This is a genomic window from Bacillus mesophilum (assembly GCF_008923265.1).
GTDB classification, from domain to species: Bacteria; Bacillota; Bacilli; order Bacillales; family Cytobacillaceae; genus Cytobacillus; species Cytobacillus mesophilum.
Map to the genome: position 1 here is coordinate 58,581 of NZ_WBOT01000008.1, position 23,229 is coordinate 81,809.

Below are 23,229 nucleotides of genomic sequence, written 5' to 3' on the forward strand. Positions count from 1 at the left end.
GCCTATTGATCTATCCAAATAAGCCTAAAATACGCATTAATTCATATTGATTAATAGTATTTCGCTATGTGATACTGAATGAAAGCGTTTGCGCAAATATGAAACTTCATGAGAAAGCCATTCACTTATTTTACTTTACCTATTTATGCAAACGTTTCCACTGTTATTAGTTATACAGTTGAAACTACTCAAATAGGAAGGGAGAGAAGAACTTTATGCAAAAAAGTTTAGGCAGGCGGTTTACTGTATTAATCTTGATTTTCATGATGCAGCTAAGTGTTACTTTGCCGTTTGTTCCAAATCAGGAGGTACATGCAGAATCGAGTAGCGATAACCGTACGGTTCGTCTGACGTATGAACGCGAAGATGGGAATTATGAGGGCTGGGATGTTTGGGTTTGGAATACGGGAGTGAAGGACGATAATATTGATTTTACGAAATTTGAAAACGGTGCGGCTACTGCTTTTATTGAGGTAGCTCCGACTACAAAGGAAATAGGCTTTATCATTCGAAAACAAGATTGGAGTGACCGTGAGCCGAATAATCAGCAGATTGATCGTTTCATCCAGATCAATCAGCAGGAATCAGTCACCAAAGCAACTGTACAGCAGGGGAATGAAGATGTTCATATCGTCCCTGAAATTCCACAAGCACAGATTAATAACGGGGCTGCAGCATTCTATTATCGTGATTCCGATTTGTATGAGAATGACGAGATGGATAGCCTGGAAAAAGTAGAATTAAAGGTTGCAAATGATACGTTTGAGATGGTCTATGATGAAGCAAATGAACGCTATGAATATGTATATGAGGATTTTCCAGAAGGAACCTATCCTTATTCATTCCTTGTAACGAAGGACGGTCAGACGGTAGAAGTCACCGATCCGTATAATGAGGAGTCTGTCATTAAGAATCTGAAAGTGGAGATGGCTGTATCTGGGACCGTAACTCCGAATAGCATTCATTATAACGAAAATGCCGTTCTTTCTCTGAATATCGAAAACGAGAGCGGTGCGGGAATACGGGAAATTTTTGCTGATGCGTCAGCACTCGGCGGACCAGAAAAATTAGCAATTGATCCTGAATTAAATGAAGGGACGATCGCAGTCAAAGAAGATGTGCCTGCTGGGGTAAAAGAAATTCCGCTCACGATCGTTGATGAATTCGGCAATGAACATAACGGGACAGCGACAGTTGAAGTAAAAACGCGTGAACTTGCTGAAGGAGAAGACTTTGACTGGGACGAAGCGGTTATTTACTTTCTTTTAACAGACAGATTTTTTGATGGAGATACAACGAATAATGATCCCTATAATTTAAATTACGATAAAAGTAAGCCGGGTACCTATCAGGGTGGAGATTTAAAGGGGATTACCGAGAAGCTGAATTATCTCGACAACCTTGGAGTCAATACGATTTGGATCAGCCCTATTGTAGAAAATATCAAATATGATGTCCGTCATAATACCCAGGATGCTTTTCCTGATCAGCCTTTTTACGGATACCATGGATATTGGGGAAGTGATTTCGAAAATTTAAATCCGCACTTTGGGGATATCGAAGACCTACATGAGCTGATTGATGAAGCAGCAGCCCGCGATATGAAAATAATGGTCGATGTGGTCCTTAATCATGCTGGGTACGGCTTGAAAGAGGTTGATGGTGAACTTCCTGAAGCTGAACAGCCTCCAGGATACCCGACGGATGAAGAACGATCTATGTACAGTTCTTTGGTAAGACAGGGAAGTAATGTAGGCAGTGATGAGGTTACTGGTGAACTTGCAGGTCTTCCAGATTTTATCACAGAAGATCCAGAGGTTCGTGACCAGGTCATACAGTGGCAAAAAGACTGGATCGAAAAATCGCGGACGGAAAATGGCAATGCTATCTCTTATTTCCGAGTGGATACGGTTAAGCATGCTGAACATACCACATGGAAAGCATTTAAAAATGCCATGACAAATGCAGATCCTTCTTTCAAGATGATTGGCGAAGCTTGGGGAGCCAATCAGTATGAAGATTTTGATTTCCTGGAGACAGGTGAAATGGATTCATTGCTTGATTTTCAGTTTAAAGAAATTGCCAGAGATTTTGTTAATGGCAATATCGAACATGCGAATGAGCTCCTTGAGAGCAGAAATAGCAGTCTCTCTAATACAGCAACGCTCGGGCAATTCCTTGGCAGTCATGATGAAGATGGTTTCTTATATTCCCTCGGCAATGATGAAGGAAAGTTAAAGGCAGCAGCCTCACTGCAGCTGACAGCAAAGGGACAGCCAGTGATCTATTATGGCGAGGAACTTGGCTTAAGCGGAGCGAATAACTACCCAATCCAGGATAATCGGTACAACATGGACTGGGAACGGACCAAAGATAATGCCATTTTAAATCATTATGAAAAGGTGCTTAATTTCCGAGAGGAATTCTCTGAGACACTTTCCCGCGGTACACGATCTGCTATTGCAGGGTCAGATGCAGAGCAATTTCTGCTGGTTGAACGCAAGCACAAGGATGAATCTGTTTATGTAGGCTTGAATGTCTCAAACGGTGTAAAAGAAGTAACTCTAGCTGTCGACTCAGCTGACACTGTGGTGACGGACCATTATTCGGACAGCGAATATAAAGCGGATGGTGATCAGATTACGATTAAACTTCCATCCATGGCTGAAGGCGGAACTGTCCTGCTGACTGCAGAAAATGGTGCAATCATCGAGAAAGAAAAGCAAGAGGAAGCAGAGATTCCTGAGGATACACTAAGGGTTCATTATGAACGATCAGACAATGATTTTACAGGATTAGGACTATGGTTCTGGGGAGATGTGGAAAAGCCTTCGGAACAAAATGGAAGCTGGCCAAATGGAGCAACGGCGTTCACGGATAACCCTCTAACCGACTACGGTGCCTATGTGGATATCAAGCTGACGGAAGCTGCCGAGACAGTCGAGATGCTTGTCAATCATTCCAATGGGGCCAATATAACAGGGGATATTTCGGTCGATATTCTATCACCTGAAATGAATGAAATTTGGCTATCTGAGGATGGAAACGTTTCGCTATATGAACCAGCTGACCTTGATCCAAATACACTGCGGATTCATTATTATAGTGAGAGCGGTGCCTATGAACCTTGGGGATTATGGTCATGGGGCGATGTAGCGGAGCCAAGTACGAACTGGCCTATGGGTGCTCAGGCATTTTCCAATGAGCGAGCGGGGAAATATGGTGCATATGTAGATGTAAACCTCGCTGAAAATGCTGAAGAAATGGGCTTCCTATTAGTAGAAAGACAAAATGGAGGCAGTCAGACTGGCGATATGGTTTTCTCAAAATTTGAAGAGCATAACCAAATTTTCATTAGAGAGGGAGACAACACTGTCTATACCAATCCCTATTATCAGTTTGAACAAGGAATTGAGTATGGCGAGCTGGTTGCATTAGACAAGATTGAACTGACAATTTCATCAACAGCAGATTTCACAGAGCAGGAACTCCTCGAAAATATTGAGCTGAAAGACAAAGATGGAAATGCAGTGAAAATAAGCTCAGCTGTAAAGAATGAAGATGGCAAGACTGTTCATTTGAAGGGTTCTTTTGATGTGGAACTTGCGCCATACAGTGCTGCTTTTATGAATCGCTCTGTACAGGTGAATAAGAGCTATAAGCTTACCGATAAGCTATTTAGCTATGATGGCGATGATCTCGGAGCAACATTAAACAAAAATAAATCTGCGACGTTAAAGGTTTGGTCGCCAAGTGCGGATCAGGTCTCGGTTATTTTATACGATAAAAAGAATCAAGACAAAGTGGTTGGCAAGCCTGTTCCGATGAAGAAAGGTAATCATGGAGTCTGGGAGGTTACGCTAAACAAACGCAATACGGGTGTTTCTAACCTTAAGGGATATTATTATCATTATGAAATCGATCGGGATAGAGAAAAAGTGCTCGCCCTCGATCCGTATGCAAAATCAATGGCAGCATGGAATGTGGAAGAAGCAAGTGAATTTCCAGTTGGAAAAGCAGCAATTGTAGATCCATCGAAAATTGGCCCGAAACTCCGTTATGCAGATATTGACGGATTTGAAGAACGGGAAGATGCCATTATTTATGAGGCGCATATCCGTGACTTTACATCAGATCCGAGTATTAAAGATGATTTGAAATCCGACTATGGAACGTTTTCTGCATTCATTGAGAAGCTGGATTATTTGGACGATTTAGGCGTTACACATATTCAGCTGCTTCCGGTCATGAACTTTTACAATGTAAATGAATATGATCGTAAAAGACTTCTAGAGTATACATCCAGTGACAACAATTATAACTGGGGTTATGATCCGCATAGTTATTTTTCATTAACTGGCATGTATTCTGAGAATCCGGATGACGCCGAGAAGAGGATAAAGGAATTTAAAACCTTAATTAAGGAAATCCATAAGCGTGATATGGGCGTCGTCCTTGATGTCGTGTACAACCATACAGCAAAGGTAGAAATCTTTGAAAATCTTGAACCGAATTACTATCACTTTATGGATGCAGATGGGACGCCAAGAGAGAGTTTTGGCGGCGGGCGTTTAGGCACGACACATGAAATGGCCAGAAAAGTCCTTGTTGACTCGATCACGTATTGGGTGGATGAATTTAAAGTGGATGGATTCCGCTTCGACATGATGGGAGACCATGATGCCGAGACCATCCAAATCGCCTATGACAAAGCAAAAGAACTGAATCCAAACATCATTATGGTTGGAGAAGGATGGAGAACATACGAGGGCGATGAAACTGGCGGAGATGTGATGCCGGCAGATCAGGATTGGATGCAGCATACAGATAGCGTTGCGTCATTCTCCGATGAAATTAGAAATGAGCTGAAATCTGGTTTCGGTTCAGAAGGGGAACCTCGCTTTTTAACGGGCGGACCAAGGAATATTCAGCAGATTTTCGATAACGTGACTGCCAATCCGCATAATTTTCTGGCAGATGACCCTGGTGATGTTCTAACTTATATTGCTGCACATGATAATTTAACTCTTCATGACGTAATCGCACAGTCGATTAAAAAAGATCCAAAAGACCATGAAGAAGAAATTCATAAGCGCATAAGGCTTGGAAATACCCTGGTGCTGACATCACAGGGAACAGCCTTCCTGCATTCTGGTCAGGAATATGGCCGAACAAAGCAATTCCGGCACGAGGATTTCAAGAATCCTGTAGAAAATCCGCCATACAAATCAACGTTTATGACGGATAAAGACGGCAATCCATTTGAATACCCATATTTCATCCATGATTCCTATGATTCAAGTGATGCTGTCAATAAGTTTGATTGGGAAAAGGCAACAAATACGAAAAAGTATCCTGTTCAAACAGAGACAAAGAACTATACAGAGGGACTTATTGAACTGCGCCGCTCCACGGATGCCTTTACTTTGGGCACAAGAGATGAAGTAAACAATAACGTAACTCTTATCGATGCCCCAGAAATACAGGAGCAGGATCTAATTATTGGTTACCGCGCCAAAGTGTCCGAGAAGGAATCGTATTATGTATTCATTAATGCGGACGATCAAGAACGGACACTTACGCTTGATGACTATGACCTAAGCAGCGGTAAAGTAATAGTTGACAGTGATGAAGCAGGAATTAAAGAGGTGAAAGACCCATCTGGTTTTGAATTGTCTAAAGACAGCATTACAATTGATGCTTTAACAGCGGTGATTGTGAAAGTAGGCAAGGAGAAGAAACCTGGGAAGGGGAAAAAACGTTAACACAGCTAGAAAAGGCGAGTCAAAAATAATCAGATAAAGAAAAACCCGAATTATTAGCCTTGCTAATAGTTCGGGTTTTTCTGCTCTGTTTTCCCCAATAGAAAAAGGGTTGAACTCCAAGCCTTTTTTGAATCTACCTGCGATATTCCTTCTCAGTACCGCCGCTAAATTGAATCTCTAACTCAATATTTTGCGCGTCTTCAGGTATGCTGAATGCCTCACTTACTGTAGTTAAAACTTCTTCATCTGGTGTATTTTCATCAAAGTTAAAAGAGGAAAATATACTGTCTAGTTCTTCCATCGCTGCGTCACCATTTAAATCGATATCTTGTGATTGATCTCGATAAGATGCTTCCATTTGGTCATTTGTTTCATTTTCATAGTCAACTTCAACAGCATCATTCATGTCTTGATAATCCGCATCAAGATCAAAATGTGTAAAATTGTATCCAGTAGTAGTATCATTGTTATCGTTCGTTGCATTATTTTCTTCTGTTTGCTGCTGTTCATCCTCTGCCGCGTTTTGAGGAGGATTCTCTACTTCGTCATTATCACCACAAGCAACCAGTACGATTGATAAAATCAGTGTAATGCCAACCCATAGTATACTTCTTTTCACTAGGATATCACTCCTTAATTTTCGTTGTTTTCATTATTACCGAATTAAATGCAGGATAAACATCTAAGCCAATATCCCCTTCTGCATGTCAAGCACAGGAAAAAATTTTAATCTCCACATATTTTTGTTAAAATACTTATAACAAAATAGATGATTATTAGGTGCCCGGGAGGTCTATTCATGATAACGATTAAAGAAATAGCTGAAAGGGCAAGTGTTTCGCGCACAACCGTTTCAAGAGTTCTCAATAATAATGGTTACGTTAGTGACGATGTTAAGAAGAGAGTATTAAAGGTAATTGAGGAAACAGGTTATATTCCCAGTGAAAATGCTAAATCTTTGCGGACGAAAAAAACGAAAGTGATCGGTGTTATTCTTCCTAAAATCAGCACTGAAACATCGAGCCGTCTTGTAAAAGGATTGGATGAGGTGTTTGCAAAAAAGGGCTATCAGATCCTTTTAACCAATACCAATCTTGTTCCTGAAAAGGAGATAGAGTATTTGAGGCTTTTAAAAAGCAGGCATGTGGATGGAATTATATTGTCTGCGACGATTATTAATCAGGCATTGATTGAGGAGATTAATGGGCTGAAAAGTCCATTTGTTACAGTTGGACAGCAGGTCTCGGAAATTTCCAATGTGCTTTTTGATGATTATCAGGCATCTAAAGATTTGGTTAATCTCATGATAAAAAAAGGGTACAAGCATATTGCATTTATTGGTGTGGACGAAGAGGACCGTTCCGTAGGCTATTTAAGGAAAGCTGGTTACTTGGATGCAATAAAAGAAAATAACTTGCCAATCGAAGACTGCTGGGTTCAAAAGGGAATCTTTGATGTTGATTCTGGCTATTATTCTATGAGTGAAATAATGAAAAATTCTAAGCAAAAGCCTGATGCTGTACTCGCTGTAACAGATCGGCTTGCTATTGGAGCTATGCAGTATATTAAAGAAGCTGGTTTATCCATACCAGATGATATCGCAGTAGCAGGTATGGGTGCGTCTGAGCTGTCCAGATTTGTTTCTCCGTCTTTAACAACAATTGACTTCTCAATAGAGGAAGTTGGGCGCGAAGCAGCCGATTTATTATTAGAACAAATAAATGGAAGAAATTCTTATGAAAAAAATAGAAAAGTAAAATATAGACTTATTGAACGTTCAAGTATATAATGACGGTGTAATCGATTTCATTTTAAGGATTTGGATTACACTTTATTTTTTTAAAACATGGAATCGATACCATAAAGTTGAATTTTCTAAATAGTTGTTGTATTTTTAGTTATATGGAATCGATTCCATCCAAAAAACAGGGGTGATTAAGATGTCGGAGAATCGCAAAATTGCACAAGATGTAATTGAGGCTGTTGGCGGCAAGGGTAATATTCAATCAGTAGCCCATTGTGCAACAAGACTAAGAATCATGGTCAATGATAAAGAAAAAGTCAATCAGGAACAGGTAGAACAAATCAGTAAAGTAAAAGGAGCGTTCTATAATTCCGGCCAATATCAGATTATTTTTGGTACAGGTACAGTTAATAGAATTTATGAAGAGATAACAGGTTTGGGGCTCGATACGAAGTCTGCCTCCGAACAGAAAAAAGAAGCCGTAAAAAGCGGTTCGAAATTTCAACGGGCGATCCGTACTTTTGGAGATGTCTTTGTACCCATTATTCCTGTATTAGTGGCAACAGGATTATTTATGGGTGTCCGCGGCTTGGTCATGCAGGAACAAATATTAGACCTCTTTGGCATGCAGCCGGAAGATATATCAGAGAACTTCTTGCTATTTACACAGGTTTTAACAGATACAGCATTTGCTTTCCTGCCAGCACTTGTTGCCTGGTCAACGTTTAGAGTATTTGGAGGAACTCCGATTATTGGTTTGGTTCTTGGTCTGATGCTAGTATCCCCTTCCCTGCCAAATGCCTATGATGTTGCAGGAGGCAATGTGGAAGCACTGCGTTTCTTTGACATTATTCCAGTCGTTGGTTACCAAGGATCTGTCATTCCGGCATTTATCGCAGGTCTCATTGGTGCAAAGCTTGAAAGAGCGATAAGAAAACGAACACCTGAATCATTGGATCTAATTCTTACGCCGTTTCTTACGCTGCTTGTAATGATTGCCCTTTCCCTATTAGTGATCGGACCTATTTTCCATGCAGTTGAACAAGGAATTTTAGATGTAGCCACAAATGTCCTATCGTGGCCATTTGGGTTGGCCGGCCTATTAATCGGCGGATTGAATCAGCTGATTGTTATCACAGGTGTCCACCATGTGTTCAATATGCTGGAAATTCAGCTGCTTGCTGAGTTTAATAACAATCCATATAACGCTATTGTAACTGGTGCAGTAGCTGCACAGGGCGGAGCCGCTTTGGCAGTTGGATTAAAGACGAAATCTGCAAAGTTAAAGGCACTGGCTTTGCCATCTTCATTATCAGCGTTTTTGGGAATCACAGAGCCAGCTGTTTTCGGGGTAAACCTTCGTTATGGGAAACCATTTATTATGGCACTGATTGGCGGAGCCGCAAGTGGATTTTTAGCTTCAATATTAGGGATAAAGGCAACGGGTATGGCAGTTACCGCACTTCCTGGCATACTGCTTTATTTAGATGGCCAGGTTCTGCAATATATTTTAGTAAACGTTGTTGCCGTTGCTGTTGCGTTTGTTTTGACATGGATGTTCGGCTTCTCTGATAAAGAACAAGAGAAAATAGGCAAGCCTGAGTAATGCTTTGACTGCAGCAGGCCTGGAGGGTCAGCAACCGCCCCGCTGGAAAGCGAGTACCCTGGAGTGGAAATCGCACTATGAAACTACTTTTTAAATACAACAATTTGCGAAAATTACCATTCCTTTAGAGGAGGTTCTGGAATGACAGAAATCCTTATTCAAAAAGCTTACAAGGAAGTAAAGAAATATAGAAATATGGTTAAAAATGATCCTTACCGGCTGAACTATCATCTTATGCCGCCGGTAGGACTGCTGAATGATCCGAATGGGTTAATCCAATTTAAAGGTGTATATCATGTTTTCTACCAATGGAATCCGTTTGAAACGGCCCATGGAGCAAAATTTTGGGGTCATTATACATCGGAAGATATGGTTTATTGGCGGGAGGAGCCAATTGCCTTGGCTCCAGATGAGTGGTATGACCAAAACGGCTGTTACTCTGGCAGTGCGGTAGAAGAGGATGGAAAACTGTACCTCTTTTATACAGGAAATGTGAAGAGAGATGATGGAACCAGGGAAACCTATCAATGCATTGCAGTGTCTGAAAATGGGATTTATTTTAAAAAGCTTGGTCCTGTGCTAAAGCTTCCCGAACAGTATACACCCCATTTTCGCGATCCGAAGGTTTGGAAGAAAGGTGACCACTGGTATATGGTTGTTGGCGCACAGACCTTGGATGAAAAAGGGATAGTAGCCTTGTTTCATTCTAATGACTTGTTTCATTGGGAGGAAGCGGGGACGATTGCCGGATCGGATATGAATGGCCTAAAGGAATTTGGATATATGTGGGAATGCCCGGATCTGATTCATTTAAATGGTAAAGATGTCTTATTGGTTTCGCCTCAGGGACTTAATCCAGACGGTGATTTTTATCAGAATTTATTCCAATCTGGTTATTTTATCGGGGAGCTGGATTATGAGCCATTGAGGTATCAGCATGGGTCATTTACTGAACTTGACCGCGGCTTTGACTTTTATGCACCGCAAACCTTTACAGATGAAAATGGGAGAACTATTTTATACGCCTGGATGGGGATTACCGATGAGATGGAAGCACATCAGCCAACGGTTGAGAATGGCTGGGTTCATGCCCTGACCATTCCAAGAGAATTGGAACTTCAAGGCGGGAAAGTTTTTCAAAAACCAGTGGAAGAATTGAAAAAGCTTCGAAAAGATCAAGCTTTGGTGAAAAATAATGAATTTGAAGCTGTTTCAGCAGAATTAATTTTAGACTTCAAAAAAAATGGTCCATTTAAAATTACATTTCGAAATGAAGCATCCTTAAGTTATGATACTGCTAAACTTACGTTAAAAAGGAGAAATTTAAAGACAGGTGAGGCAGAATCAAGGACCTGCAAACTAGCTTCTGTTTCTAAGCTGCACATATTTATGGACCATTCCTCCTTGGAAATCTTTATCAATGATGGTGAAGAGGTATTTACTGCGCGGTATTTTCCAGATTCCGAAAATGTGATAGTTAGCTTTGAAGGAGAAGCAGAATTTACTTTGATTAAGTGGGATCTTGGCTAAGCGGAAGAAATATGGCAGATGAACGGCAAGCATTTGGGCACTATTGCATAAGAAGCGATATAATCTATTTGAATATTAATAAAGCCTAAAACCCCCTTGATTCTTAAGTTAAGGGGTATTTTAGGCTGGATTTATTTAATGACTTTGTTTATATACACTATCTTTAAAATCTATTACATTTACAAAATAGACTAAATTGTGCTTCCAATTCCTGAATCAGCAAATGCCTGATTAAATTTTTCTAAATTGTAGAACTGCACTAACTTGTCAAATGGGAATGGTCCATTTTATAGTATTCGATCAGTTTTGGAATGAACAATTAGCTTTTCAGCTGGGATTTTTGGATTGATTAGTGGAGTAATCTAGGGTGAATTTTATTGCTTCCTCTAAATTTTTAGTATTTATCAGGCTGTTTCAATTACTCTTTTTTCATAAGAAAACAAAAATTAAAATGTAAAAAATCAGACTTATTTGTAATAGCTTCACATCTAGTTCTTTTTACCGATATAAAGAAAAATTAATACGAAGGAGCTCGTTTTATGAATTCTACAATTCAGGCAGTAGTCAATATTGCCCCGATTATTAAAGATACACTAGGACCGACAGCTGCAATGGGTGTCTTGGATACAGAAAAATTTGTTTACTATTCTCCATCCACAATTTTGAATATTAATGTAGAAGTAGGTGTATCAAGACTGGATGAATATGATGCCTATTTGCGCGCAATTAAAGGAGAACATTTTATTTCCAAAACAATGGATCCCACCATTTTTGGTGCAGCAGCTGTAACTTCCATTACGCCGATTCATGACTTAGAAACAAATGAAATCGTTGGCTTATTATCTTTAACTCGAACATTGGAGCATCAGGAGAAGTTAGATAAGGAGCTTAGCAGACTAAATGATGTTATCGATGCATTACAAGGAAAGGTACAGCATGTAGCCGCACAGTCAGAAGAACTGTCCGCAACTAGCAGTGACATTAACATACAGGCGCAAAGTGCAAACAAAAATTCAAAACAAATTGGGGAAGTCGTTCAATTAATAGAACGGATTTCTACGCAGACGAATCTCCTAGGATTAAATGCAGCTATCGAAGCAGCACGTTCTGGCGAAGCAGGAAGAGGCTTTGGTGTCGTGGCTGATGAAATTAGAAAACTATCGAATAATACAAAGGATGCAGTGAAGACAATTGATCAATCCTTAACTGAAATCAGTTCCAGTATTGAAAACCTGACAGTTAGCATTAATGAAGTTTCAGCTTCATCGGATGAGCAGTCGGTCACTATGGTTCAATTCATGCAGGATATACAGGCTTTAGATGAAAAAAGCAAACAAATCATTGAAAAAATGAAGCAAGTAACGAACCAGGAATAGGAGATTTATATATGAATTTAACACTGCAAGCATTTGTAAAACTAGCACCTGAAATCAAGAAGAATCTTGGTGAAAATTGTGCCGTTGTGGTTACAGACAGAGAACATTTTATCTTTTCTTCTCAATCAAAAGATTTGGATTATAGTGTTAAAGTTGGTGACCTAGCATTTACTCAGGATAATGAACTCTTACGGCATGCACTAGAAGGGCAAAAAGTACAATTACATATTCCAAAAGAACGCTATGGCATCGGTATGCACTACTCTGCCAACCCTATCCAGGATGAAGACGGTGAGATCGTTGGTGTTTTTCAAATTACTAAAACATTGAAAGATGAAGAACTGCTCGATAAAGATCTGGATGAATTGCGCTCAATTGTCAGCAGTCTGCAAGGAAAGGTGGAGCAAGTTGCAGCCCAAGCTGAGGAACTTTCTGCTACGAGCACGGATATAAATGATCAAGCAGCATATGCAAATGCGAACACCCAGGATATCAGTAAGGTCGTTCAACTAATTGAAGATATTTCTGCACAGACGAACCTGCTTGGCTTAAATGCGGCTATAGAAGCGGCCCGGTCCGGCGAAGCAGGAAGAGGATTTGGAGTTGTGGCAGATGAAATACGCAAGCTTTCGGTCGGGACGAAGGATGCAGTAGGTACAATCGCTCAATTCCTTCAAGAAATACGGACAAATATGGAAAATTTGAAAGTGAGTATTGATGAAGTATCCATTGCCTCAGCAGAGCAATCACAGGTAATGGTTGAGTTTATGGAAGATATACAAAATCTTAATGAGCAAAGCAATGATATCGGGCAATACATCAAAAATATCACGAATTAAACAAGCTTTAATATATAGATCAGGTTTCCAATAGGGTTTTCTCCTGGCGAAAATTTTTAGGTGCAAATAGTCAAATGCTGGCCATACTAGGTACAAGTTAGAAAAAAATCGTAAGATATTTATCATATATTATCCATAGTTCTTCCGTTCTTGTAATAAGAAAACGCAAATTTTCTTGATAAAATGATTTTGTATAGAGAAGAGCAGGGAAATTGTAATATAAAAGTTAGTTATATATAGTAAATAAGGTATTTACTTTTTTAAAATGTAAAAAGAATTGTGTAGGGACCAATAGAACTAGTAAATATAATGAGCAGCTGCAGGTTATTCATCTATATTTCAAATAACCACTATTTACAGAGAATTGGAGGATATAATATGAAATCTTTAGTATATTACGGTTCGAAAGATGTGAAAATTGAGGAAATCAATGCACCAGAAGTTACGCAAGGAACGGTAAAGGTAAAAGTTAAATTTGCTGGCATATGTGGTACCGATTTACACGAATATCTGCATAAAAGCTTTGTAACAGAAAACAAAATGATTTTAGGCCACGAATTCACAGGCGAAATTGTGGAAGTCGCCAAGAATGTAACGAAATTTAAAGCTGGCGATCGAGTTGCTATTGAACCGATTTGGGGATGTGGCGAATGTGAAACATGCAGAACAGGTAATTATAATATTTGCCCTGATATGAAATCATATGGTATTCACGAAAATGGCGGCTTCGCTGAATATGTTGTCGTTAAAGAATCAAATGTATTTTTGCTGCCTGAGTCACTAAGCTATGAATATGCGGCGCTAGTAGAGCCTCTTGCCGTTGTATTGCAGGCAATACGAAAAAGTAAGTTTAAAATTGGCGACCGAGTAGCTCTTTTTGGAGCAGGGCCAATTGGACTTCTCTTATCTGAAAGCTTAAGAGCAGCAGGAGCCAGTAAGATTTTTGTGGCGGAAGTAAGTGAAGAACGCAGAGAACTAGCATTAAAAATGGGTGCAGATGTCGTCATTAATTCACTCGAAGAGGATGCTGTTCAAGTTATTAAAGAACATACCAATGGGGGAGTGGATGTTTCCTTTGATGTGGCGGGTGTAGAAGCTACTTTTAACCAATCACTTGATGTCATCAAACCGAACGGTGAGTTAATGATTGTTAGTGTGTTCGCCAATCCAATTAAATATCATCCAACAACTCAAGTAATCGGAGAGAAAAAAATCAATTCTTCTCTTGGTTATAATAATATTTTCCCACAAGCAATCGATTTGTTATCGAAGGGATCATTGAATGTTGAGCCAGTCATCACAAGTATTATAAATTTAGATAATATTGTGGAAGATGGGTTTGAAAAACTGATCAATGATAAAAAAGAATGTAAGATTTTAGTTCGTCCGAGCTAATCAAAGAAAGCGGCAGATTCTATCTGCTGCTTTTTTGTGAGTAGAGTGAGTATAGGGACTCCTCTGATGTAATAAAGCATTAACGTATCAAGGTCCGTCCGGGTTTACAAACAAGTGGTCAACCGCAAAAACGAAGGACATTACTTAACTTAAGAAGACCATTTTCAAATCATAATGGTGTCAATAGTTTAAACTTTTCACCTGAGACAGGAAAACTTGTTTTTACAAATGGAGATGGCGGGTCAGGCTATGATCCATTTAATTTAAGTCAGGACAATATGGAGATAGCCGGTAAGATTATTGAAATTGATGTAAGTAAGAACACATACATCAATAACCCGCCCATCGTCACTCGATTTAATGAACTTCCTTCAGCTATTCAGGATATGCTATCGGTAATGGCAAAAGGGGTCCGAAATATATCAGGAGTTTCATTTCAAAGGATTAATCAGCAGTATATCAAATATGCAGGAAATGTTGGACAGGATTTGGCCGAGTCAATTTTTTCATTCGCTTTTTATAAACCCATACCGGTTACACAGCTCACACAAGCGTCTTTCATGAATTATGATCTTGATCAAGAAGGATTTATTAACTTTGGCTGGCGGGGGTGGGAAGGTGCTTTTCCTACTTCAACCATAAGTGAATGTACTAATTCTCCCGATTTGGATAAGAAAACTATTGCGTATTACAATGAAGCAGTTGCCCTTTCGGGGAGCCGTCTTCAGCCTTTAACTAGCTATTTTCATCAAGATGCCAGACCCAATAAGTTTGGAGGAACTGCGCTTACAGGAGTTCAGCCATATTTGGGAAATGAAATCCAGGGGTTAACAGGAAACGTAGTTTTTATTGATATTGCCCGGAAAGGATCTCAGCCTCAAGGGAGAGGTGTTTTAGCTCATACCAGCGTGAGACCAGATGGTAAACAAAATGATTTTAGTGTGATTCAAACCAATTATGACTTTGGGTCTCAATCCGCCTATTATGTTAGTTTGGGAACGAATCTGAATCAGACCAAATTATATTTAGGGGTTTATGGTTCAATGAAAGTAGCTGATTTTAACCAGGGAACTGTTTTTGAAATCGTTCCATAAATGGGCTTAATTGAGCAAAAAAGCTATATAATAATTCTTTTTAATCTCTTAAATATAATTAAGGCTATTTCCACCCACAACCAGCTATAAAGAGAAGCAAATAAAAAGATACATCCAGTTAAAAGAAAAGAAAAAGAATCAGGGACCGCTGGACCTAAAACAGGGAAACGCAAAATAAATAGAAGACTTATAATTCCTGACATTAAAAGCAATCCGCCGGTAAGAATAATTTTTATTCTTCTTCTGAAAAAATGAAAAGATGCCCCTATGCCAAGTCCCAGCAATCCGGTTGTAAATGGAAACACGATTAATTCAGTTGGCTGCAGGACGAATAACAGCATAATGGTCAGAAAATAGGACATTACTCCAAATGGAATGGAAAACATGGAACATAACAAAATCGGTGCAGTGGCAAGTGGACTTATAAAGTAACCTATACCTGGTAAAAAACCGCCGGCGGCCTGGAGAGTGGCGGCAATACAGCTGAAAATAGATGTTAAAATAATCCTCGTCGTTTTTTTGCGTTTATAGAATTTTTGTTGAGACAGACGGATCTCATCAGAAATAGGCTTAAAAAAATACACCATTCCACCTCAATCTAAATGGATTTTGTATGCTACGATACAGTATATTTACCATCTATTAAAAGTGGACCATTTTGTTTATCGTGCAAACAGCAATAAAAGAAAAATTGACGATTGGTCTTTCAGCAGTTTGCATATGAGGATTTATGTAAAAAAGTATTAAGATTGCTCGCTTAATGTAGAGATAAAGTAGGGGGCCAGACCTTTGATGTATTAAAACATTAACGCATCAAGGGTCTGGCCCTAATTCAAGCAGGGATTAAGAAAATCTCTATTTAATTGCCTTACTTACTCTCAATTTCTTCCCTTTAACCGTCGAATTCTCCATCGCTTGTAGTACGAGTGAGCCCTTTCCGTTCAGAATATCAACATACGACATTTGATCGTGGATGGTGATAATGCCGATATCTTCTGCGGTTACTCCAGGGATTTTTGCAATGGTTCCAACAAAGTCAACAGCGCGGATTTTCTTCTTTTTGCCGCCGTTGAAATGAAGCTTCATAATATCTTGGTTGATTCGGGCTGTTTTATTGTTTCTTACAACCCGACGGCCGCTAAGTTTTTCTTCGAAAGCCGCTTTCCCGTCAGCGATTTCCTCTTCACTCGGAGTTTCTATAACAGGGATCTCAAAGCCGATGTATCTTTCAATGGCTTTGATAAATTTTTCTTCATAAGGTGTTGCAAACGTAATGGCTTTTCCCTTATTGCCAGCACGGCCTGTTCTTCCTGTTCGGTGCACATAGCTCTCTTTTTCCATTGGAACATCATAGTTGATGACAAGGTTCACGTTATCAATATCAATGCCTCTTGCTGCTACGTCGGTGGCTACAAGGTAGCGGAAGTTCCCCATTTTAAAGCCTTCCATAACAGCAAAACGGTCTTCTTGTTCAAGTCCGCCATGAAGCTTCTCACAAGGATATCCGGCTTGATCAAGTTCGCTGAATAGCATATCTACATGTTCTTTTGTACGGCAGAATATGAGGCAGCTGTCTGGGTTTTCTGCAATCGTGATGTTCTTAAGAAGTGAGATTTTTTCTTCTTCAGTTACTTCAATTAAACCATGTTCAATTGTATCGGCTGTTACCCCATTTGATTCAATTTCAATATGAGCAGGATTATTCATATATTGATGGCAAAGATTTTCAATATCTGCAGGCAAGGTAGCAGAAAACACCATTGTTACCCGGTTTGAAGGAAGCGCTTGAATGATGTCTTCCACTTCATCAATGAAACCTCTATTCAGCATCTCATCAGCTTCATCGATAATGAGGTACTTTATTTGATCCACTTCAAGAGTTTCGCGGTCAATATGATCCAGAATCCGTCCAGGCGTGCCAACAACCACATGTGTTTTTTGCTTCAATTCATCCCTTTGTTTTGAGAAAGGTTCTTTTCCGTATACAGCTACTGCTTTAATGCGTTTAAACCTTCCGATGTTCGTCATGTCTTCGCGGACTTGAACGGCTAGTTCCCTCGTTGGAGTAAGAATAAGGGCCTGTGGTTTCTTTTCTTCCCATTCAGCCATTTCGCAAAGAGGAATACCAAAGGAGGCAGTTTTTCCGCTTCCAGTTTGGGCTTTTACGACAAGGTCTTGATTTTCCAATGCTAATGGAATGACTTTGCTTTGAACTTCTGTTGGATCTTCGTATTTTAAAACGGTTAGTGCTCTCTGTATTTCTTCACTCAGCTGATACTCCGCAAAACGGCTATTACTCATTTTTTAACCTCATTTTTTGTATTATTGTCATCTATATCATTCTCTTAAAGCCACAATATAATCTGAATATGAATCATTATACTTGAAAAAGGCAGGACAAAACCATGAATTGCCGGCTGACAAGCCTAAAAGACGAAGACAGTGGCTTAGGGCTTAGCTGCTGTATCGTTCTTTCCCCTGTTCTATCCATTGATGTTATGAAAGTAAAAAACGAGCAGAAATCGGACTGCTCGCTTTGCAAATAACGGTTTTTCCGCAGATCTCTATTTTTCTCTATTCACAGACAACAACCTGCCGTGAAAATAGCGCCTTAATCCCTTTATTGGCAACACAACGGTCAACGATCGTAAAACCGGCTTTGAAAATCATCTCATCCATGTCTTCAATTGTGAGAATGACAACTCGATCTGCAATTCTTCTTGCGTTCTTGATGATGGTGAACAGTTCTTCCTCTGTTGCTCGGCAATAAAGGTTGTAAGGCATATCAATGATGGCCACATCATAATGACCTTCTTCGTCGGCAATGTCTTTTATCTTCACTGTTCCGTCAAAGTGAAAATGAGCAATATTTTCTCTGGACCCTTTTACAGCTAAGGGATTGCGGTCGGATCCAACAATGGGAATGCCCATCGAGAGTGCTTCGACAAGGACTGTTCCAATTCCGCAGCAGGGATCGATTACGCTGACTCCTTCTGGATCTGGGACAGCAATATTGACAACAGCTCTCGCGAGACGGGCGCTTATGGCTGTTGAGTATTCTTGGGGCTTCTTAACATGATGCAGCCACACATTCTCATTTTCCTCGAAAATGCCGAAAAACCACTGGCCCTTAAACGGTACAATGCCGAAAAGGATATCAGGATTTTTCATTTTCGCATCTCCATTGATATTCCAGCCAATCTCTTTTTCAATATTCTGGCGTTCTGCGTATTCTATTTTATCTTCACGTGGAAGATCATTTATTTTCATAAAAATAACCTTAAAGGTTTGGCCGCCAAGTTCGAGCTGTGGAACCTGTTCAGAGATCTCTTGAACCGTTTGGCCTGAGAAAAAAATGGAAAGTTTGCTTCTGATAAAAGGGCTTCTATTTGGGTCTATGTTTTTTGTGCTGCGAATAAGGTGGTCTGATTCCTCTCCGAAAATGGATCGCTGCTCCAGTGCACAGAGCGATTTTTCTTCTCGGCCATGTGTATAGGCATATAGGTATTCTGATGATTGCAAGTTAAGATTTGTCATGTTTGTTTTAGCCCTTCTTGGATCACTAATCAAATGCTATAAATCTATTATAGCCTATAAACTCGCTTGATAACGAAAAAGGTCGATAATCCTTCTTTTATGGATTGTTTCAAAAATTATTACCTCTTTACTCGAAATACATCGGTAGAAACTAACATTAGTTCAATTACTTGCTGTGCCATTTCTTCTTTCTCTGTCTGGAAACCTTCTTCAATCCAACGAATAATCAAGCCTGCAATCCCATGTGAACGGTAAATATAGAGCCATTTTGTATTGATCGTGGGTGAAACATCCGCATATTCATATTCTTCAATGAATAACTGTTCAATAGCCAAGGCCATTTGATGGCGAAAATCTACCTGAATATGCTCGCTTAAAAGAACTTTATAGAGTGATACATGATCGATTATATATTGAAAAAGTGTGATATCTTGGCTGTTCAGTTTTGCTAACTGAACTGTTTCCAAGTTTTTATATGGACTCCGTATATGTTCAATCATATCTTTTAGCGTATCATCAATGATCGATTGGAGAAGCTGCTCTTTTGATTTAAAATGTGCGTAAAAAGTACCGCGATTATAGTTGGCTTCACGGATAATATCAGAAATTTTAATATGGTGAAAAGGTTTTTGAACTAATAGCTTTAAAAGCGCTGACTTTAAAGCATGTGTAGAACGCTGTATGCGTTTATCTATGTAAGTTTCCAAAAAAACCACCCCATGTTTATTGTTGATCAGTTATAGAGATTATGCAATTTTTAATGAACAAAAAAAGCACTTTTGATTACTATTGTACATTTAAAGGGATACTGATGATTGTTTATGGAAGCGCTTTTGTTTACATTGAGAATAAAGATGAGAAAGGGGCATTACATATGACATTTCCAGTTTTAGAAGGTAAAGTTGCAATTATAACAGGAGCTGCAATGGGAATGGGTGAGGCAACAGCTAAGCTTTTTGCAGAAGCCAAGGCAAAAGTAATCATTGCAGATTTTAATGAAGAAAAAGGCCGCCAAGTTACAGAGGAAATTACAAAAGCGGGCGGAGAAGCCGCGTTTATAAAAGTTGATGTTTCCAAAAGTGAAGAAGTGAAAGCAATGGTGCAGTTCGCTGTTGATACATTTGGCAAATTAGATGTAGCTGTAAACAATGCAGCATTAACACCTGATGATAAGCCAGCTGATTCTTTTGACGAAGATTATTGGGATCGGCTGATAGCTGTTGACTTAAAAGGAGCAGCATTATGCCAAAAATATGAACTGCAGCAAATGAAAAAACAAGGTCACGGTGGTTCCATTATTAATATTTCATCCGTAAGTGGTTTCCGTCCGCAGCCTAATAACATCGCATATGTTGCTGCAAAACATGGAGTTGTAGGAATGACAAAAGTAGCAGCGGTTGAAAACGGGCAATACAATATCCGTGTAAACTCTGTAGCTCCTGGTGCGATTGATACACCAATGCTGCGCGGTGCCTTGCAGCAATTCGGATTTACAGAAGAAGAATATGCACCACAGTTAAGCCTATTAAACCGTTTTGGCCAATCTCGTGAAATTGCACAAGCTAGCCTTTGGCTGGCGTCTGACCTGTCTTCTTATATAACGGGTACGACTATTCATGCAGATGCAGGATATACTTCAAGATAATCATTCAACTGCGTGTGATGCTATTTTGCTAAAAGAAATATCTATTTATTTAGGTAACTCTTCTTTTAAGAAAAGGGACCAGAATATAAAAGAGCCTATTCAAGATCAGTGATCTTTGAATAGGCTTTTCTTTTAGCAGCTAGTAATAGAGTTAGCTTGTTTACTTTCATAAATTTTTAGGCATGTGTCTGCCTTCATTAGTAGAGCGTTTATGAATTCAAAGGTAATATTTCATTATTCTTTGTTATCAAAAACTAAATCTTCTGTTTTGTATTCTGGTCACCAATGTACTTAACCGAGTGTATATGTGTTTTTGAAAGATCAATGACTTCTTTAATAAAATTCTCAGGCGTTTCTTTAAAGCCATTATAAATCCAATTTCGAAGAAGTCCGTAAAACCCATATGCTGTGTACCGTTTAAAATATTCCATATTTACAGGGGTGTTATTGATGGTTTCAAAATCGAATTGTTCGTTATATATTTTTAGGATCGTTTGAGGAAATCGTGTATGCAGTCCTGGCAGTGTGTCATCATAGTTTATTAAGGAAAAAAAAATCCGGTTATGATAGATATAAAGAACAATATTAAAAGATGGCTGATTTAGCTTGGTTGTATAGATTTTTTGCCCAGATACATATGACTTGCTTACAGAAGCTTCTAATTCTTTCATCATGGATAGAAGTAAGTCCTCAGCCAATTCAATCTTATCTGAGTAATGAGTATAAAAAGTACTGCGGTTATAAGCAGCATAGTCCACAATATCTTTTACAGTAACAGAGTGATATCCCTTTTCTGTTATAAGGTGAGCCAAAGCCTGCTTTAAATGGGATTTTGTACGATTTAGCCGTTGCGTTTTTTCATTATTCATGAAAGAATCTCCTTCAGAATAGACAGATTTAGTATAAGTGTTGATCTAGTAGACAGATAGCGTTTTCTTGATGATTGTTAATTGTGAACAAAAGAGTACAATTAAATTGTGAACAGCAAAGCTGTAATTACTTATTATTTTACCTTAGATGTCATTTTGAATTCTAGGGATGGGGAGGAATAGAAATGGGGAAATTACAAGATAAAGTAGCGATCATAACTGGGGGAGCATCTGGTATTGGTGCTGAAACAGCTAAATTATTTATTTCAGAAGGAGCCAAAGTTGTTCTTGTTGATTTAAACGAGGAAAAGGGAAAAGCTTTTGAAGTTGAATTGAAAGCGCTTAACCATGATGTTCTCTTTATAAAAGCAAATATAACAAGTGAAGAAGAAGTTGCAAATGTATTTAAACAAACCGTGGATACGTTCGGCAGAGTGGATATTGTATTCAACAATGCAGGAATCGGACGTGTTCATCCTTCACATGATTTAGAGTACTCAGAATGGCGAAATACAGTGAATGTTGATTTGGATGGTGTCTTTTTGGTAGCTCGTGAATCAATCCGTGAAATGCTGAAAACTGGCGGCGGTACTATTGTCAATACAGCATCTATGTACGGATGGGTTGGGTCACCTGGTTCAGCTGCTTATAATGCAGCAAAAGGCGGAGTGGTTAATCTTACGCGTTCTCTTGCCCTTGAATATGCCGAGCAAAATATTCGTGTTAACGCACTATGCCCAGGGTTCATTGATACGCCGATTATTCCTGAAGAAAACAAACAGGCATTATCTGCAGCTACACCAATGAAGCGACTTGGGAAACCAGAGGAAATGGCAAAAGGCGTCTTATTCTTGGCTTCTGATGATTCTTCCTATATGACAGGTAATAGCCTAATTATTGATGGCGGCTATACTGCTCAATAGTTATATAGATCATAAAGTTTAGATCAATGAAAATAAGTGCAATATAGCACTGTACAAGAAATAATGGCGACTGGAGGAAATGGGAATGTTTAATCGTTTTGATGAAAAAGTAGTTATTATTACAGGTGCAGGGTCAGGCTTAGGCTTTTCTTCTGCATTGCAGATTGCAAAAGAAGGAGCAAAGCTTACGCTTGTTGATTTAAATGAAGCTTCATTAGAAGAAACAAAAAGCAAGATATTAGAAGTTGTGCCAAACGCAGAGATGCTCCTGATCACTGCGGATGTGGCAGATGAAAAAGCAGTTGAAAACTTTGTGAATGAAACCGTTCAAAAGTTTGGAAAAATTGATGGATTCTTCAATAATGCCGGCATAGAAGGAAAACAGAACCTGACTGAGAATTATGGCAGTGATGAATTCGAGAAAGTAGTAAGCATCAACTTAAACGGTGTCTTCTATGGCATGAAACATGTATTAAAAGTGATGAAAGAACAAGGTTTTGGTTCTATTGTAAATACGGCTTCGGTTGGCGGTATTCGAGGGGTTGGAAACCAATCTGGATATGCGGCGAGTAAGCATGGCGTGGTGGGTTTAACTAAAAACTCAGGGATTGAATATGGTCAGTATGGAGTTACCGTCAAAGCGATTGCTCCTGGAGCAATCATGACACCAATGGTTGAAGGATCATTAAAGCAAATGGATCCTGTTAATTGGGAAGAAGTAGGGAAGCAATTTGTTCAGCCGAACCCAATGAAACGATTCGGTAAACCTGAAGAAGTGGGCTATTTAGTGGCATTCCTGCTATCCGATCAAGCTAACTTCATTAATGCAACGGTTATTCCTATTGATGGCGGACAATCTTATAAATATTAAATTGAAAAGTCCTGCTCCCCAAAAGAGAGCAGGAC

14 protein-coding genes and 4 pseudogenes are annotated in these 23,229 nt (G+C 39.2%); 11 read left to right on the forward strand and 7 right to left on the reverse strand.

Annotated elements, in window-relative coordinates:
• The first annotated feature begins 215 nt into the window (after positions 1–215).
• Positions 216–5,765: a pullulanase gene (locus F7732_RS19290; RefSeq protein WP_151575697.1), complete on the forward strand. Its 5,550-nt coding sequence runs from the start codon at positions 216–218 to the stop codon at positions 5,763–5,765.
• Between the two features lie 133 nt (positions 5,766–5,898).
• Here the strand turns inward: F7732_RS19290 and F7732_RS19295 are convergent, their stop codons facing one another.
• Positions 5,899–6,384, reverse strand: coding sequence for a YusW family protein (locus F7732_RS19295; protein WP_151575698.1), 486 nt, complete (start codon positions 6,382–6,384; stop codon positions 5,899–5,901).
• Positions 6,385–6,564: 180 nt separating this feature from the next.
• Between F7732_RS19295 and F7732_RS19300 the strand changes: the two genes are divergently transcribed.
• The 3 genes from F7732_RS19300 (at position 6,565) to F7732_RS19310 (ending at position 10,645) form a co-directional block, all read left to right on the forward strand.
• The gene (locus F7732_RS19300; protein ID WP_151575699.1) at positions 6,565–7,554 is read left to right on the forward strand and encodes a LacI family DNA-binding transcriptional regulator; all 990 of its coding nucleotides are present in this window, start codon (positions 6,565–6,567) and stop codon (positions 7,552–7,554) included.
• A gap of 151 nt (positions 7,555–7,705) precedes the next feature.
• A complete protein-coding gene (locus tag F7732_RS19305) occupies positions 7,706–9,115 on the forward strand; it encodes a sucrose-specific PTS transporter subunit IIBC (protein ID WP_151575700.1) in 1,410 nt (469 codons plus the stop codon).
• Between the two features lie 141 nt (positions 9,116–9,256).
• The gene (locus F7732_RS19310; protein ID WP_151575701.1) at positions 9,257–10,645 is read left to right on the forward strand and encodes a sucrose-6-phosphate hydrolase; all 1,389 of its coding nucleotides are present in this window, start codon (positions 9,257–9,259) and stop codon (positions 10,643–10,645) included.
• Between the two features lie 191 nt (positions 10,646–10,836).
• On the opposite strand, the pseudogene F7732_RS23505 reads toward F7732_RS19310, so the two are convergent.
• A pseudogene (locus tag F7732_RS23505) lies at positions 10,837–10,964 on the reverse strand (NAD(P)-dependent alcohol dehydrogenase); the annotation flags it as partial.
• A gap of 733 nt (positions 10,965–11,697) precedes the next feature.
• Here F7732_RS23505 and F7732_RS23510 point away from each other — a divergent pair.
• From F7732_RS23510 to F7732_RS19335, 4 genes and pseudogenes are all read left to right on the forward strand, one after another.
• A pseudogene (locus tag F7732_RS23510) lies at positions 11,698–12,021 on the forward strand (methyl-accepting chemotaxis protein); the annotation flags it as partial.
• Between the two features lie 521 nt (positions 12,022–12,542).
• Positions 12,543–12,860 (forward strand): annotated as a pseudogene (locus tag F7732_RS23515) (methyl-accepting chemotaxis protein); the annotation flags it as partial.
• Between the two features lie 378 nt (positions 12,861–13,238).
• Entirely contained in the window at positions 13,239–14,255 is a 1,017-nt protein-coding gene (locus F7732_RS19330) for a 2,3-butanediol dehydrogenase (RefSeq protein ID WP_151575704.1), read from the forward strand.
• Positions 14,256–14,359: 104 nt separating this feature from the next.
• Positions 14,360–15,349, forward strand: a pseudogene (locus tag F7732_RS19335) (PQQ-dependent sugar dehydrogenase family protein); the annotation flags it as partial.
• A gap of 23 nt (positions 15,350–15,372) precedes the next feature.
• Here F7732_RS19335 and F7732_RS19340 read toward each other — a convergent pair.
• The 4 genes from F7732_RS19340 to F7732_RS19355 form a co-directional block, all read right to left on the reverse strand.
• Positions 15,373–15,933: a hypothetical protein gene (locus F7732_RS19340; protein ID WP_151575705.1), complete on the reverse strand. Its 561-nt coding sequence runs from the start codon at positions 15,931–15,933 to the stop codon at positions 15,373–15,375.
• Positions 15,934–16,204: 271 nt separating this feature from the next.
• Positions 16,205–17,650, reverse strand: coding sequence for a DEAD/DEAH box helicase (locus F7732_RS19345; protein WP_151575706.1), 1,446 nt, complete (start codon positions 17,648–17,650; stop codon positions 16,205–16,207).
• A gap of 273 nt (positions 17,651–17,923) precedes the next feature.
• Positions 17,924–18,886, reverse strand: coding sequence for a TRM11 family SAM-dependent methyltransferase (locus tag F7732_RS19350; RefSeq protein WP_151575707.1), 963 nt, complete (start codon positions 18,884–18,886; stop codon positions 17,924–17,926).
• Between the two features lie 119 nt (positions 18,887–19,005).
• Positions 19,006–19,593, reverse strand: a complete 588-nt coding sequence (locus F7732_RS19355) for a TetR/AcrR family transcriptional regulator (protein ID WP_151575708.1) — start codon at positions 19,591–19,593, stop codon at positions 19,006–19,008.
• A gap of 167 nt (positions 19,594–19,760) precedes the next feature.
• Between F7732_RS19355 and F7732_RS19360 the strand changes: the two genes are divergently transcribed.
• Positions 19,761–20,531, forward strand: coding sequence for an SDR family NAD(P)-dependent oxidoreductase (locus F7732_RS19360; RefSeq protein ID WP_151575709.1), 771 nt, complete (start codon positions 19,761–19,763; stop codon positions 20,529–20,531).
• A gap of 254 nt (positions 20,532–20,785) precedes the next feature.
• Here F7732_RS19360 and F7732_RS19365 read toward each other — a convergent pair whose 3' ends face one another.
• A complete protein-coding gene (locus F7732_RS19365; RefSeq protein ID WP_151575710.1) occupies positions 20,786–21,400 on the reverse strand; it encodes a TetR/AcrR family transcriptional regulator in 615 nt (204 codons plus the stop codon).
• A gap of 185 nt (positions 21,401–21,585) precedes the next feature.
• Here F7732_RS19365 and F7732_RS19370 point away from each other — a divergent pair, with 185 nt between their 5' ends.
• Both F7732_RS19370 and F7732_RS19375 read left to right on the forward strand, forming a co-directional pair.
• Complete coding sequence (locus tag F7732_RS19370) at positions 21,586–22,323, forward strand: SDR family NAD(P)-dependent oxidoreductase (protein WP_151575711.1); 738 nt, start codon at positions 21,586–21,588, stop codon at positions 22,321–22,323.
• Positions 22,324–22,408: 85 nt separating this feature from the next.
• On the forward strand, positions 22,409–23,194 hold the full coding sequence (locus F7732_RS19375; protein WP_151575712.1) for an SDR family oxidoreductase: 786 nt from the start codon (positions 22,409–22,411) through the stop codon (positions 23,192–23,194).
• Positions 23,195–23,229 lie beyond the last annotated feature (35 nt).